The following is a 13,967-nucleotide window of genomic DNA, read 5'->3' as shown; positions in this document are numbered from 1 at the left end:
TTACCCGCAAGTAGCATGGCGGTACGCAGCACGCCCACGCGGCGTGCCACGGACACCCCGAAGTGCAGCAGTGCCACCCGCACCCTGGAGGAGAGCCAATCGTGCCTCGTACCGTCAGGGATGTCGTCTTCGTCGACGGCGTCCGCACCCCGTTCGGCAAGGCGGGCCCGAAGGGCATCTACCACGAGACCCGCGCCGACGATCTCGTCGTGAAGGCCATCCGGGAGCTGCTGCGCCGCAACCCCGGCCTCGACCCCGCGAAGATCGACGAGGTCGCGATCGCCGCGACCACGCAGATCGGTGACCAGGGCCTGACCCTCGGCCGTACGGCGGGCATCCTCGCCGGTCTGCCGCAGTCCGTCCCGGGCTACTCCATCGACCGCATGTGCGCCGGCGCGCTGACGTCCGTGACCTCGCTGGCCGGTTCGATCGCCTTCGGCGCGTACGACGCCGTCATCGCCGGTGGTGTCGAGCACATGGGCCGCCACCCCATGGGCGAGGGCGTCGACCCGAACCCGCGCTTCGTGTCGGAGAAGCTCGTCGACGAGTCCGCCCTGTTCATGGGCATGACCGCCGAGAACCTGCACGACCGCTACCCGAGCATCACGAAGCGGCGCACCGACGAGTACGCCGTGCGCTCGCAGGAGAAGGCCGCCAAGGCGTACGCCGACGGCAAGATCCAGAAGGACCTGGTGCCGGTCTCCGTACGCCGCACCAACGCCGAGGCCGGCGAGACCGGCTGGGGCCTGGTCACGGCCGACGAGCCGATGCGTCCGGGCACCACCCTGGAGTCGCTGGCGAACCTGAAGACGCCGTTCCGCGTCCACGGCAACGTCACCGCGGGCAACGCGGCCGGTCTCAACGACGGCGCCACCGCCTCGATCATCGCCTCCGAGGACTTCGCCCGCGAGCACGACCTCCCGGTGAAGATGCGCCTGGTCTCCTACGCCTTCGCCGGTGTGGAGCCCGAGGTCATGGGCTACGGCCCGATCCCGGCGACCGAGAAGGCGCTGGCCAAGGCCGGTCTGTCGATCGAGGACATCAACCTCTTCGAGATCAACGAGGCCTTCGCCGTCCAGGTCCTCGCGTTCCTGGAGCACTACGGCATCGCCGACGACGACGCCCGCGTCAACCAGTACGGCGGCGCGATCGCCTACGGCCACCCGCTGGCCTCCTCCGGCGTGCGTCTGATGACGCAGCTGGCGCGCCAGTTCGAGGAGCAGCCGGAGGTCCGCTACGGCCTCACCACGATGTGCGTCGGCTTCGGCATGGGCGCCACCGTGATCTGGGAGAACCCGAACCACAAGGACGCCGGAGGCAGCAAGTGAGCACCACCGTTGAGCTTTTGAAGGGTGCGGCCGAGCTGTTCCCGGACGAGGTCGTCACCAGCGCCCACGTACGGCACTTCGAGCTGCCGTCGGGCGCGGGCCGGTTCGCGCTGATCACGCTGGACAACGGCTTCGACCACACCAAGCCGACCACCTTCGGCCCGCAGTCGCTCGCCAACCTGAACACGGCGATCGACCAGGTCGAGAAGGAGGCCGCCGAGGGCTCCATCGTCGGTGTCGGCCTCACCGGCAAGCCGTTCATCTTCGCGGTCGGCGCCGACCTCAAGGGCGTCGAGCTGCTGAAGCGGCACGAGGACGCGCTGGCGATCGGCAAGGGCGGTCACGACGTCTTCCGCCGCCTGTCGGGCCTCGCGGTCCCCACGTTCGCGTACTACAACGGCGCGGCGATGGGCGGCGGCGTCGAGGTCGGCCTGCACTGCACCTACCGCACGGTCTCGGCCGCGCTCCCCGCGTTCTCGCTGCCCGAGGTCTTCCTCGGCCTGGTTCCGGGCTGGGGCGGCTGCGCCCTGCTGCCGAACCTGATCGGCGCGGACCGGGCGGTCTCGGTCATCATCGAGAACTCGCTGAACCAGAACAAGCAGCTCAAGGGCAAGCAGGTCTACGAGCTCGGGATCGCCGACGCGCTCTTCGAGGGCGCGGACTTCCTGGAGCAGTCGCTGATCTGGACGGCGTCCGTGCTGCGCGGCGAGCTCCAGGTCGTACGGCCGGAGATCGACCGCGGTGAGGCCTGGGACCAGGCCGTGGCGCGCGGCAAGGCGATCGCGGACTCCAAGGTGCACGGCGCCGCCCCCGCGGCGTACCGCGCGCTGGAGATCATCGCGGCGGCGAAGGACGGCGACCTGGGCGCCGGCTTCGACGCCGAGGACACCGCGCTGGCCGACCTCATCATGGGCGGCGAGCTGCGCAGCGGCATCTACGCCTTCAACCTGGTCCAGAAGCGCGCGAAGCGTCCCGCCGGTGCGCCGGACAAGTCGCTGGCGCGTCCGGTCACCAAGGTGGGCGTCGTCGGCGCCGGCCTGATGGCCTCGCAGCTCGCGCTGCTGTTCCTGCGCCGCCTTGAGGTGCCGGTCGTCCTGACCGACATCGACCAGGAGCGCGTCGACAAGGGCGTGGGCTACGTCCACGCCGAGATCGACAAGCTGCTCGCCAAGGGCCGCGTCAACCAGGACAAGGCCAACCGCCTCAAGGGCCTGGTCTCCGGTGTGCTGGACAAGGCCGAGGGCTTCTCCGACGCCGACTTCATCATCGAGGCCGTCTTCGAGGAGATGGGCGTCAAGCAGCAGGTGTTCGCGGAGGTCGAGGCGGTCGCCCCGGCGCACGCGATCCTCGCCACCAACACCTCCTCGCTGTCGGTCTCCGAGATGGCGTCGAAGCTGAAGCACCCCGAGCGGGTCGTCGGCTTCCACTTCTTCAACCCGGTCGCGATCCTCCCGCTCCTGGAGATCGTGCGCGGCGAGCAGACCGACGACGCCTCGCTGGCCACGGCCTTCGGCGTCGCGCGCAAGCTCAAGAAGACCGCCGTGCTCTGCAAGGACGCCCCGGCGTTCGTGGTGAACCGCATCCTCACCCGCTTCATGGGCGAGATCCAGAACACCATCGACGAGGGCACCCCGGTCGAGGTCGCCGAGAAGGCCGTCGAGCCGCTCGGTCTGCCGATGTCCCCGCTGGTGCTGCTGGAGCTGGTCGGCCCGGCCATCGGTCTGCACGTCTCGGAGACCCTGAACCGCGCCTTCCCGGAGCGCTTCACCGTGTCCCCGAACCTGGCGGCGGTCGTCAAGGCCGGCAAGCGCGGCTTCTACGTCTACTCCGCCGGGAATGCAGCCAAGCCCGAGCTGGACCCCGAGGTCGCCGCTCTCCTCAAGCAGGGCGACAGCGTCCTGACGGAGGAGCAGGTCCGTACCCGCGTCATGGAGGCCGTGGCGCAGGAGATCGGGCTCATGCTGCAGGAGGGTGTCGTCGCCGAGGCGCAGGACATCGACCTCTGCCTGATCACCGGCGCCGGCTGGCCCTTCCACCTGGGCGGCATCACGCCGTACCTGGACCGTGAGGGCTACTCGGAGCGCGTGAACGGCAAGAAGTTCCTGGCGCAGGGCATCGCGAGCGTCCCCGCGTAACCTCCGCCGCAGGCACGAGTGCCCGGCACACCACCTGGTGTGCCGGGCACTCTTGTGTGTGCGCGGGCTCTCAGACGCGGGTCCAGGCCGCCAGGGCCAGGCCGTCCTCCTCCGGCTTCTGGCGGGCCACGTGCAGGGCCCCGTCCCGGCCGATCACCGCCAGGACCACGCGGCCCGTCGCGTCGACCGCCAGCGCGGGCGCCCCGAGACACTCCTCGCCCGTGGCGGTCCACCACACGCCGTCGCCCTCGGCGTGCGTCACGCACGCCGCGAGCACGGGCCGGCCGTCGCCGCCCCGGTGGGCCAGGACCGTGCAGTCGTGGCCGCCTATCGCGGCGCGCAGCGCGGCGAGGGGGCTGTCCCCGGGCGTGCCGGCGAGGGAGACGGGTTCCTCGCCGGGGCGCAGGGCGGTGATGCCCTTGGCGTCGGCGTCGTTCCCGTAGTACGTGACGCGGTCGTCGGCGGTCTCCAGGCCGGTGACCGTGCCGACCACCGGGACGAGCGGGACGTCCTCGGCCGGTGCGAGATCGCCGCCGGGCTTCTCCTGCGTCCAGCGCAGGGTCCTGCCCTCCGCCGGAACCAGCAGCTCCACCGTGCCGGACGCCGTGGCGACCGCCGTGGGGCCGTCGTGGGTCTTGCTGCCCTTCAGGTCCTTCCAGCCCTCCCACTTGCCGTTGGCGGCCTGGCGGCGCATCTGGATGCCGCGTCCCGCGTTGCGTACGAAGACGTGCACCGAGCCGGCGGCGTTGACGGTGGCGGCCGGGACGCCGACCTTGAGGCCGCGCTCGGCCGTCTTGTAAGGGTTGCCGAGGGAGTGCCAGGCGGTCAGCGGGCGGCCCGTCTGGTACTGGATCGCGTGCACGAGGTCGACGGTGTCGCCCTTGCGGCGGCGGCCGACGAAGTGCACGTATCCGTCGGGTCCCTGGGCGAGGACCAGGTGCTCGATGCCGGGGGCCGGGAAGAACTGGGGGCCCGTCCACCCGGGACCGCCGGGGGCGGTCTCCGTCCAGCGCAGCAGCCCGCCCTCGGTGGGGGCGTAGGCGGTGAGCCGGTCGTCCTTGCCGCGCAGGAGCCAGCGGCTGGTCCCGGGGCCGGTCGCGGGCGGGGGGCCCGACGGGGACGGGGGAATTCGCTCGGTCCTGCGCGTGCTCCGCGGCCTCATGGCGTCAGGGCAACCTTCTGTGCATCGGCTTCTCAGGTCTCCGGAATATCGAACAAGCATAGCGTTTTGGCTGGTGGCGACCGTCCGGCCCCATACGCTCGCGCTAGGAGGATGGTATGAGAACTCTGGTCGTCGTGGACGCCGCCAATGTCGTCGGATCCGTACCCGACGGCTGGTGGCGCGACCGTCGCGGAGCCGCCGAGCGCCTTCGCGACCACCTGCGGACGTACGCCGACGAGGGCCTTCCCGGCCACCCCGGCCCCCTCCGTGTCCTCCTCGTCGTGGAGGGCGCCGCCCGCGGCGTCGCCTCCGTGCCCGGCGTAGAAGTCGACTCCGCACCCGGCAGCGGCGACGACCGTATCGTCGAGCTGGTCGCGGGGGCGACGGGCGGGGGCGCCGCCGTGCTCGTCGTCACCGCCGACCGGGAGCTCAGGCGCCGTGTGGAGGCGTACGGAGCGCGGTGCGCGGGGCCTCGGACCGTACGGCCTCAGCGCGGCGGCTCCGGGGCCGCCGAGGGGGAACGCACGTAGAGCACCGCCCCGTCGACCGTCGTCAGCTCCTCGTACCCGCCCGCCAGCAGCCTGCGCAGCGTCGGCACCCGCTCAGGGGCGAAGGGCTTGCCCCGCGAGTCGTCGACGATCAGGGCCGGGGGCCGCGCCGCCATCTCCGCGCGGAAGACGGGCCAGGCGCCCGCCATCGCGTACTTCTCGCCGACCTGGGGGCCGTTGCGGCCGCCGCTGTAGTTGGTGAGCAGGCCGGCCGTGAGGTACCGGCTGGCGGGGGTCCGGTCCGCCAGCCAGTACGCCTCGGGGTGCATCCCCCAGACCAGGACCCGGTCCCGGGGCTCCGTCCGCGTCTTCACCTCCTGCGCCACCTTCCGTACGTGCGCGAGTTCGGGCCGGGGCGCCAGCAGGCCCCAGGCCAGGAACACCGTGCAGGTGAGCGCCGAGGTGAGGAACGCCCGGGACCTCCACCGCCACGGCAGGACGTGCAGCGCGGCCGTGGCCAGCAGGACGATCGGCGGCACGAGCTGGAGGTAGTAGTGGCCGAAGAAGTGGAAGCCGAGGACCACCGCGCCCGCCGCGCCGAGGAGCCACAGCCACAGATCGGCCGCGCCGGTCCTGGCGACGTGCAGGACCCGCAGGACCGGGGGGATGAGACCGGCGCAGGCGAAGGACAGGATCAGGGTGTTCGCCAGGCCCCGGAAGAGCACGTGGAGTTCGGAGCCGGTGAAGGAGGCGTACGACCCCGAACCGGTGACCGTCCAGAAGAGGAAGCGGTGCGGACCGGTGAGCAGGGCGGCGTACAGCACGGGCAGGCAGAAGCCGAAGGCCGTACGGAACAGGGGGCCGCGGAGCGGTCCGTGTCGCCACAGCAGGAACAGGACCGGGGCGAGGACCGCGCCGCCCGTCTGCTTCGTCAGGAACGCCGCCGCGACCGCGACACCCGCGCCGCACCACCGGCCCCGGTCGGCGCACCACACGGCGGCCACCGTGAACGGCAGTATGAAGACCTCGAACGTCGCCGCCTGGGCGTCCTCCGGGTTGAGCCCGATGGAGACGAACAGGTGGAGGACGCCTGCCGTGCGGCCCGCCGCGTCGCCCCAGCGGCGGCGGGCGATCGAGGCGAGCAGGGCGGCCGTGAGCAGCTGGGCGGCCGCCGCGCAGAGCTGGAGCGGCAGCAGCGACTGGTCGCCGAAGAGCGCGAAGGCCGTTTCGTAGAGCCAGGGCAGCAGGGGCGGCTTGCGGTCCACGACCGTGTCGTAGAGCACCCCTCCGTCGGCCAGTATCCGTGCCTGTACGGCGAGATAGCCCTCGTCCGGGTTCCACAGGGGAAGCCGGAAGGAGGGCAGGCGGGTGACGAGGGCCAGCAGTGCCAGGGCGGGCAGCAGGCTCCGCCAGAAAGGGGGCGCGGCGGGCCGGGCGCCGGCGGGCCGCCTCGGGCGGGGCAGTACCGGCGCGGACACGGGCGAGGGGGGCATCGGCGGCCGCGTGAGCATGCGTGCCAAGCTATCCGGCTCCGCAGTCCGCATCGAAACGGGACATACGGAGCCGGGGCCGTGCCGGAGAAACGACGCCGCCCGGAAGTGGCTTGATGGCGCCTAGTACTTGGCGTTGTCGCCCGTCCGGCCGAGGCGGCTGCGGCCGCGGCTGTACGCGAAGTACACCACGTAGCCCATCGCCATCCAGATGCCGAACCGCAGCCAGGTCTCGGCCGGCAGGTTGAGCATCAGCCAGAACGAGGCGGCCACCGAGAGGATCGGGACCACCGGCACCCACGGGGTGCGGAAGGCGCGGTGCAGGTCGGGCCGGGTCCGGCGCAGGACGATCACGCCGAGAGCGACGACGACGAACGCGAAGAGCGTGCCGATGTTCACCAGCGTCGCGAGCTCCTCGAGGCTGGTGAAGCCGGCGATGATCGCGATCAGCACGCCGAGCAGGATAGTCGGGCGGTACGGGGTGCGGAACTTCGGGTGGGTGACGGAGAAGAAGCGCGGGAGCAGCCCGTCGCGGCTCATCGCGAAGAACACCCGGGTCTGTCCGAGCAGCAGGATCATGCACACCGTGGTGAGGCCGACGGCTGCGCCGAAACTGATGGTGCCGGCGTAGAAGGGGTGTCCGGTGGCCTTGAAGGCGTCGGCGAGCGGGGCGCTCACCGAGAGCTCGCTGTAGTGCTGCATGCCGGTGACCACGAGCGACACGGCGACGTACAGCACGGTGCAGATGAGGAGCGAGCCGAGGATGCCCCGCGGCATGTCCCGCTGCGGGAGCTTGGTCTCCTCGGCGGCGGTGGCGACGACGTCGAAGCCGATGAAGGCGAAGAAGACGACCGAGGCGGCGGTGAAGATGCCCATGACGCCGAAGTTGGTGGGCTCGTAACCGAACATCAGCTGCACCAGGGGCGCGTCCCAGCCCGATCCGGCGGGCGGTGTCACGGCGTCGGGGATGAAGGGCGAGTAGTTGTCGGCCTTGATGAAGAAGGAGCCCGCGATGATGACGATCAGGACGACGGTCACCTTGATCGCGACCACGATCGCGGTGACGCGCGCGGACAGCTTCACGCCGACCACCAGGATGGCCGTCAGGAGCAGCACCAGGACGAACGCCAGCAGGTCGAACCCGAAGCCGTCCGATGCCTCCGGGCCGGACAGCGCTTCGGGCATGTTCCACCCGATGTTGTCCATCAGCGAGCGGACGTAGCCCGACCAGCCGACCGCCACCACCGCCGTGCCCAGCGCGAATTCGAGGACCAGGTCCCAGCCGATGGTCCAGGCGACCACCTCGCCGAGCGAGGCGTACGAGAAGGTGTACGCCGAACCGGCCACCGGGACGGTGGAGGCGAACTCGGCGTAGCAGAGCGCGGCGAGCGCGCAGACGACGCCGGCGGCGACGAAGGCGAGGGCGGTCGCGGGGCCTGCCGTCTCCTTGGCCACCTTGCCCGTGAGGACGAAGATGCCGGTGCCGATGATGACACCGACGCCGAAGACCGTCAGGTCGAGCGCGGAGAGGGACTTCTTGAGCTCGTGCTCCGGCTCCTCGGTGTCACGGATCGACTGTTCGACGGTCTTCGTCCGGAACATGCCCTCTTTGGCTGGTCCTGGATCGTGCTGCGTACTCACCGGCGTACCTCCGACTGTCGGCTGTCGCCCAACCTTGAAGTGAGCGAGTTTCAGTCATGATCGTGAGTGAACCGGTCGGTTCCCACGAGGACCGCCGCCCGGTTTCACCCGATGGGAGGCACGGACCGGTATGCGTACCGGCCCTGCGAGTTGACCCTTTCGGGGGATCGAAACCAAAGGGCCCGCCCGGAGCGTGCTCCGGGCGGGCCCTTTGGGCCGGTGTGGCGGGCCGTCAGTCGCGCGCGGCCTCGGCCGGCGTGTCCTCCAGACGGCCGTCCAGCTTGGCGACCAGCCCCGTCACCTGACGGGCGATGTCCGGCGCCGTCAGCCCGATCTCGGCCATGACCTCCTTGCGGGAGGCGTGGTCGAGGAAGCGCGGCGGGATGCCGAAGTCGCGCAGCGGTACGTCGACGCCCGCGTCCCGCAGCGCCTGGGCGACCGCGGAGCCGACGCCGCCGGCGCGACTGTTGTCCTCGACGGTGACGACGACCCGGTGCTGCTCGGCGAGCGGCGCGAGCGCCTCGTCGACCGGCTTGACCCAGCGCGGGTCGACGACGGTCGTGGTGATGCCCTGCTTGTCGAGGAGGTCGGCGATCTCCAGGCACATCGGCGCGAGCGCGCCGACCGAGACGAGCAGGACGTCCGCCGAGCCCTCGGCCGGCCTGCGCAGGACGTCCATGCCGCCGACCTTGCCCACGGCCCTGACCGCGGGACCGACCGCGCCCTTGGAGAAACGGACGACGGTGGGCGCGTCGTCGACCTCGACGGCCTCGCGCAGCTGGGCGCGGACCTGGTCGGCGTCGCGCGGGGCGGCGATCCGCAGGTTCGGGACGCACTGGAGGATCGACATGTCCCACATGCCGTTGTGCGAGGCGCCGTCGGTGCCGGTGACACCCGCGCGGTCCAGCACGAAGGTGACGCCGCAGTCGTGCAGGGCGACGTCCATCAGGACCTGGTCGAAGGCCCGGTTGAGGAAGGTCGCGTACACGGCGAACACGGGGTGCAGGCCGCCGGTCGCCAGGCCCGCCGCGGAGACCGCGCCGTGCTGCTCGGCGATCCCGACGTCGTACACCCGGTCGGGGAACGCCTTCGCGAACCTGTCGAGGCCGACCGGCTGGAGCATGGCGGCGGTGATCGCGACGATGTCCTCGCGCTCCTTGCCGAGCTTGACCATCTCCTCGCCGAACACCGAGGTCCAGTCGACGCCCGAGGAGGCGATCGGCAGGCCGGTGTCGGGGTGGATCTTGCCGACGGCGTGGAAGCGGTCCGCCTCGTCGGCGAGGGCCGGCTGGTAGCCGCGGCCCTTCTCGGTGAGGCAGTGGACGATGACGGGGCCGCCGAAGCGCTTGGCGCGCTGGAGCGCGGACTCCAGGGCCTCGATGTCGTGTCCGTCGATCGGGCCGACGTACTTCAGGCCGAGGTCCTCGAACATGCCCTGCGGGGCGATGAAGTCCTTGAGGCCCTTCTTCGCGCCGTGCAGCGTCCCGTAGAGCGGCTTCCCGACGACGGGGGTGCGCTCCAGGAGGTCCTTGCCGCGCGCGAGAAACCGCTCGTAACCGTCGGTGGTGCGCAGCGTGGCGAGGTGGTTCGCGAGGCCGCCGATGGTAGGGGCGTACGAACGCTCGTTGTCGTTGACGACGATGACGAGCGGACGGTCCTTGGCCACGGCGATGTTGTTCAGCGCCTCCCAGGCCATGCCGCCCGTGAGGGCCCCGTCACCGATGACGGCGACGACGTGGTGGTCCTCCTTCTTGAGGACCTCGTTGGCCTTGGCGAGGCCGTCGGCCCAGCCGAGGACGGTCGAGGCGTGCGAGTTCTCGATGACGTCGTGCTCGGACTCGGCGCGCGAGGGGTAGCCGGACAGGCCGCCCTTCATCTTCAGCTTCGAGAAGTCCTGGCGGCCGGTGAGCAGCTTGTGCACATAGCTCTGGTGTCCGGTGTCGAAGAGGACCTTGTCCTTCGGCGACTCGAAGACCCTGTGCAGAGCGATCGTCAGCTCGACGACACCGAGGTTGGGCCCCAGGTGTCCGCCGGTCTTGGAGACCTCGTCCACGAGAAACGTCCGGATCTCGGCGGCCAGCCGGTCCAGCTGCTCCGGGGTGAGCCCGTCCAGATCGCGCGGTCCCGTAATGCGGGTCAGCAGCGCCACCCGTGCCTCCTTGCAGTTGAACTGTCTGCTTGCCGGTCTGTCGAGTCTAATGTTCCGCCCGCGGCGTTGGTCATCGGGCGGTGCGTTCTGCGTCACGCGTCGGTTACGGCCGGGCGCGCGCACAGCCGTGCCCGGCACCGGGATCCGGTGCCGGGCACGGCTGGCGAGGTGCGGTCAGGCGCGGCCCGCGGTCTTCTGCGTCTTCCGGGTGACGGAGTCGATCACCACGGTCGCCAGCAGGACACCACCGGTGATCATGTACTGGATCGGCGTGGCGATGCCTTCGAGGGCCAGGCCGTACTGGATCGAGACGATCACCATGACGCCGAGCAGCGCGTTCCAGGTCCGGCCGCGGCCGCCGAACAGGCTGGTGCCGCCGATGACGGCCGCCGCGATGACGTTCATCAGCAGGTCGCCGGCGCCGGCGCTCTGGTTGGCGGCGGCGATCTTGGAGGCCCAGAACAGACCGCCGACGGCGGCGAACGTACCCGCGATCGCGAAGACCGAGATGCGGATCGCGGTGACGTTGATGCCGGCCCGGCGGGACGCCTCGACGCTGCCGCCGAGGGCGAAGATCTTGCGCCCGTATGCCGTGCGGCGGAGCACGAAGTCCGTCACGACCAGGACGACCAGGAAGAGGACGAGTGCCAGCGGCAGGCCCTTGTACTGGTTGAACATGATCGCTGCGGCGAAGGCGACCACGGCGAGCAGCACCGTGCGCAGCACCGTGTCGACGAGCGGCCGGGACGGGATGCCTGCGGCCTCGCGGCGGCGGTTGTCCAGGAAGGACGAGAGGAAGAAGCCCACCACGGCGAGCGCGGCCAGACCGTAGGCGGCGGCCACGTCGGAGAAGTAGTACGTGGTCAGCCGGCCGACCACGCCGTCGCCGTCCAGGTTGATGGTGCCCTGGTCGCCGAGGAGCTGGAGCATGAAGCCGAGCCAGAAGAGCAGGCCGGCCAGGGTGACGGCGAACGCGGGCGCGCCGACCCGGGCGAAGAAGAAGCCGTGCAGCGCGCCCATGGCGGCGCCGCTGACGATCGCGACGAGTACCGCGAGCCACTCGTTCATGCCGTGGGTGACGCTCAGCACGGCGACGATGGCGCCGGACACACCGCTGACCGAGCCGACCGACAGGTCGATCTCGCCGAGCAGCAGCACGAAGATGATGCCGACGGCCATCATGCCGGTGGCGACCATCGTGACGGCGATGTTGCTGAGGTTCTGCGCGGACAGGAAGTTCGAGTTCAGACCCTGGAAGATCACGCAGATCAGGATCAGGCCGATGACGACGGGGATGGACCCCAGGTCACCCGCGTGCAGCTTGCGCTTGAACTCGGACACGTAGCCCGCGAAGCCGCGCTCGCGGACGAGCAGCCGGGGGTCGACGACGGTGACCGCGTCGTGGGCCGCCTCGGGGTTCTCGACGACGGGGCCGCCGCCGGGGGTGGAGGACTTGTCGATGCTCACTTCTGAGCCTCCCCGTTGCGCGCCGCACGGCGGGTCACGGCGTTGTCCGTGGCACCGGTGATGGCGGAGATGATCTCTTCTTGCGAGGTGGTCTTCACGTCGAAGACGCCGTTGTTCCGGCCGAGCCGGAGCACGGCCACCTTGTCCGCGACGGCCTTGACGTCCGCCATGTTGTGGCTGATGAGGATCACGGCGTGGCCGCGCTCGCGCAGCCGCTCGACGAGGTCGAGGACCTGGGCGGTCTGCTCGACGCCGAGGGCGGCGGTGGGCTCGTCGAGGATGACCAGCTTCGGCTCACCGAGCATCGATCGGGCGATGGCCACGGTCTGGCGCTGGCCGCCGGAGAGCGAGGCGATCGGGATGCGCACGCTGGGGATGCGGATCGACAGCGTGGTGAGCAGTTCGAGCGCGCGGCGCTCCATCTCGACCTCGTTGAGGACACCGCGCTTGCGGATCTCCCGGCCGAGGTAGAGGTTGCCGACGACGTCGATGTTGTCGCACAGCGCGAGGTCCTGATAGACGGTCGCGATGCCCAGGTTCTGGGCGTCGTGCGGCCGGTTGATCCGGACGGTGCTGCCTTCCCACTCGATGACACCGTCATCGATGGGGTGCACGCCGGCGATCGTCTTGACCAGCGTGGACTTTCCGGCGCCGTTGTCGCCCACCAGGGCGACCACTTCACCGGCGTGGACCTCAAGCTCTACGTCGGTGAGCGCCTGAACGGCACCGAACCGCTTGGAGACCCCGCGCAACGCCAGCACGGGCGTAGCGGACACGTGAACCATCTCCTTCGCCGCCTGACCGGCGGGATGACGCGCCGGGAGGGGGCGCGACGGTTGAGCAGAAGCGAACAGAGGGGAAGAAGCGTTTCTGTACGGCGCTCCGCCCGATAGCGGGGGCAGAGAGGGGGCGGAGCGCCGTACAGGCTTCAGGAGGCGCGGGCCGTGGGCCCGGGAGCCCTACTTCAGGCCGAGCTTGTCGCAGGCGGCCTTGTACTTCGGGGTGCAGATCTCGGCGACCGTGTAGACGCCGTCCTTGACGACGGTGTCCTTGATGTTGTCCTTGGTCAGCGAGACGACCGGGACCAGCACGGACGGGATGCCCTTGTTCGTCGGGCTGTCCGTCTTCTCCTTGGCGATGGAGTCGAGCTTCTCGCCACGGGCGAGCGCCACGGCCATCTCGGCGGCGGCCGAGGCCTCCGGCGCGTACGGCTTGTAGACGCTCATGAACTGCTCACCCGCGACGATGCGCTGCACACCCGCGAGCTCGGCGTCCTGGCCGGTGACCGGCGGGAGCTTGCTGAAGCCGCCCGACTTGAGGGCGGTGATGATGCCGCCCGCCATGCCGTCGTTGGCGGAGTAGACGCCGATGATCTTGTCCTTGCCGAGGGCCGAGATCGCGGCCTCCATGTTGGCGTTGGCGTTCTCCGGCTTCCACTCCTTGGTGTCGTACGACTTGCCGATGTTCACCTTGCCGTCGAGCTCGGCGAGAGCGCCCTTCTTGAACAGGGCGGCGTTCGGGTCGGTGATCGCGCCGTTCATCATCACGATCTGGCCGTCCTTGGCCTTGTCGCCGAGGGCCTCGAGGAGGGCCTTGCCCTGGACGTGACCGACTTCCTCGTTGTCGAAGGAGGTGTAGGCGTCGATCGGGCCCTCGGCGAGGCGGTCGAAGGCCACGACCGGGATGCCCTGGTCCTTGGCCTTCTTCACGCCGCCGGCGATGGCCTTGGAGTCCACGGCGTCCACGATGAGCGCGTCCACCTTGTTGGTGATCATCGTGTCGATCTGCTGCGTCTGGGTGGTGGCGTCCTGCTTGGCGTTGGCGTAGACGAGCTCCGCCTTGCCGTTGGTCAGCTCGCTGATCTTCTTCTCGATCAGCGGCTTGTCGAACTTCTCGTAGCGCGCGGTCTGGTTCTCCGGCAGGAGCAGGCCGATCTTGAGATCGTCGCCCTTCTTGGCGCCGGTCTCCTTGGCGGAGTCGGCCTCTTCGGCACTGCCACAGGCGGCGAGCGAGACGGCCATTGCGGTGGCGGCCACGGCCACGGCGGCACGACGCATACGCGTGTTCATTTCTTGGAACCTCCCTGACGAGGCCGCGACATTGCGGC

General features: G+C 70.3%; 10 protein-coding genes. 3 read left to right on the top strand and 7 right to left on the bottom strand.

The features are described 5' to 3' along the window. Positions 1 to 101 precede the first annotated feature (101 nt). Together IE185_RS10995 and IE185_RS10990 are read left to right on the top strand one after the other, a co-directional pair. On the top strand, positions 102 to 1,328 hold the full coding sequence (locus tag IE185_RS10995; RefSeq protein WP_138897401.1) for a thiolase family protein: 1,227 nt from the start codon (positions 102 to 104) through the stop codon (positions 1,326 to 1,328). After that, on the top strand, positions 1,325 to 3,463 hold the full coding sequence (locus IE185_RS10990; protein ID WP_138897400.1) for a 3-hydroxyacyl-CoA dehydrogenase NAD-binding domain-containing protein: 2,139 nt from the start codon (positions 1,325 to 1,327) through the stop codon (positions 3,461 to 3,463). The genes IE185_RS10995 and IE185_RS10990 overlap by 4 nt, the downstream gene beginning before the upstream one ends. A gap of 70 nt (positions 3,464 to 3,533) precedes the next feature. Here the strand turns inward: IE185_RS10990 and IE185_RS10985 are convergent, their stop codons facing one another. After that, complete coding sequence (locus tag IE185_RS10985; protein ID WP_189715071.1) at positions 3,534 to 4,625, bottom strand: PLL family lectin; 1,092 nt, start codon at positions 4,623 to 4,625, stop codon at positions 3,534 to 3,536. A gap of 116 nt (positions 4,626 to 4,741) precedes the next feature. On the opposite strand from IE185_RS10985, the gene IE185_RS10980 reads away from it, so the two are divergent. Next, positions 4,742 to 5,155 (top strand): PIN domain-containing protein, encoded by a 414-nt coding sequence (locus IE185_RS10980; RefSeq protein ID WP_138899496.1) that lies wholly within the window; start codon positions 4,742 to 4,744, stop codon positions 5,153 to 5,155. On the opposite strand, the gene IE185_RS10975 is transcribed toward IE185_RS10980, so the two are convergent. The 6 genes from IE185_RS10975 to IE185_RS10950 all read right to left on the bottom strand — a co-directional run bounded on the left by IE185_RS10975 (position 5,113) and on the right by IE185_RS10950 (position 13,929). Further along, entirely contained in the window at positions 5,113 to 6,624 is a 1,512-nt protein-coding gene (locus IE185_RS10975; protein WP_189715069.1) for a glycosyltransferase family 39 protein, read from the bottom strand. The genes IE185_RS10980 and IE185_RS10975 overlap by 43 nt on opposite strands. Positions 6,625 to 6,726: 102 nt before the next feature. Next, positions 6,727 to 8,205: an amino acid permease gene (locus IE185_RS10970; protein ID WP_189715134.1), complete on the bottom strand. Its 1,479-nt coding sequence runs from the start codon at positions 8,203 to 8,205 to the stop codon at positions 6,727 to 6,729. Positions 8,206 to 8,476: 271 nt separating this feature from the next. Then, positions 8,477 to 10,393, bottom strand: coding sequence for a 1-deoxy-D-xylulose-5-phosphate synthase (dxs, locus tag IE185_RS10965; protein ID WP_138893945.1), 1,917 nt, complete (start codon positions 10,391 to 10,393; stop codon positions 8,477 to 8,479). A 174-nt stretch (positions 10,394 to 10,567) separates the two neighbouring features. Continuing rightward, positions 10,568 to 11,860 carry a sugar ABC transporter permease gene (locus IE185_RS10960; RefSeq protein ID WP_138893946.1) on the bottom strand — a complete coding sequence of 431 codons (1,293 nt, stop codon included), beginning with the start codon at positions 11,858 to 11,860 and terminating at the stop codon, positions 10,568 to 10,570. Beyond that, a complete protein-coding gene (locus IE185_RS10955) occupies positions 11,857 to 12,645 on the bottom strand; it encodes an ATP-binding cassette domain-containing protein (RefSeq protein ID WP_138893947.1) in 789 nt (262 codons plus the stop codon). The genes IE185_RS10960 and IE185_RS10955 overlap by 4 nt, the downstream gene beginning before the upstream one ends. Positions 12,646 to 12,819: 174 nt before the next feature. Further along, positions 12,820 to 13,929, bottom strand: a complete 1,110-nt coding sequence (locus IE185_RS10950; RefSeq protein WP_138893948.1) for a sugar ABC transporter substrate-binding protein — start codon at positions 13,927 to 13,929, stop codon at positions 12,820 to 12,822. Between the last annotated feature and the right edge of the window lie 38 nt (positions 13,930 to 13,967).

Source organism: Streptomyces chryseus, assembly GCF_014650755.1.
GTDB lineage: Bacteria > Actinomycetota > Actinomycetes > Streptomycetales > Streptomycetaceae > Streptomyces > Streptomyces chryseus.
Note: the sequence above shows the minus strand (reverse complement) of the source record. Positions and strands in the feature narration are given on the sequence as shown.

What these genes read in the sequence shown, in the direction of transcription:
- IE185_RS10980 (WP_138899496.1), top strand. Translation starts at nt 4,742, where the DNA reads ATGAGAACTCTGGTCGTCGTGGACGCCGCCAATGTCGTCGGATCCGTA.
- IE185_RS10970 (WP_189715134.1), bottom strand. Translation starts at nt 8,205, where the DNA reads ATGTTCCGGACGAAGACCGTCGAACAGTCGATCCGTGACACCGAGGAG.
- IE185_RS10950 (WP_138893948.1), bottom strand. Translation starts at nt 13,929, where the DNA reads ATGAACACGCGTATGCGTCGTGCCGCCGTGGCCGTGGCCGCCACCGCA.
- IE185_RS10955 (WP_138893947.1), bottom strand. Translation starts at nt 12,645, where the DNA reads ATGGTTCACGTGTCCGCTACGCCCGTGCTGGCGTTGCGCGGGGTCTCC.
- IE185_RS10975 (WP_189715069.1), bottom strand. Translation starts at nt 6,624, where the DNA reads ATGCTCACGCGGCCGCCGATGCCCCCCTCGCCCGTGTCCGCGCCGGTA.
- IE185_RS10985 (WP_189715071.1), bottom strand. Translation starts at nt 4,625, where the DNA reads ATGAGGCCGCGGAGCACGCGCAGGACCGAGCGAATTCCCCCGTCCCCG.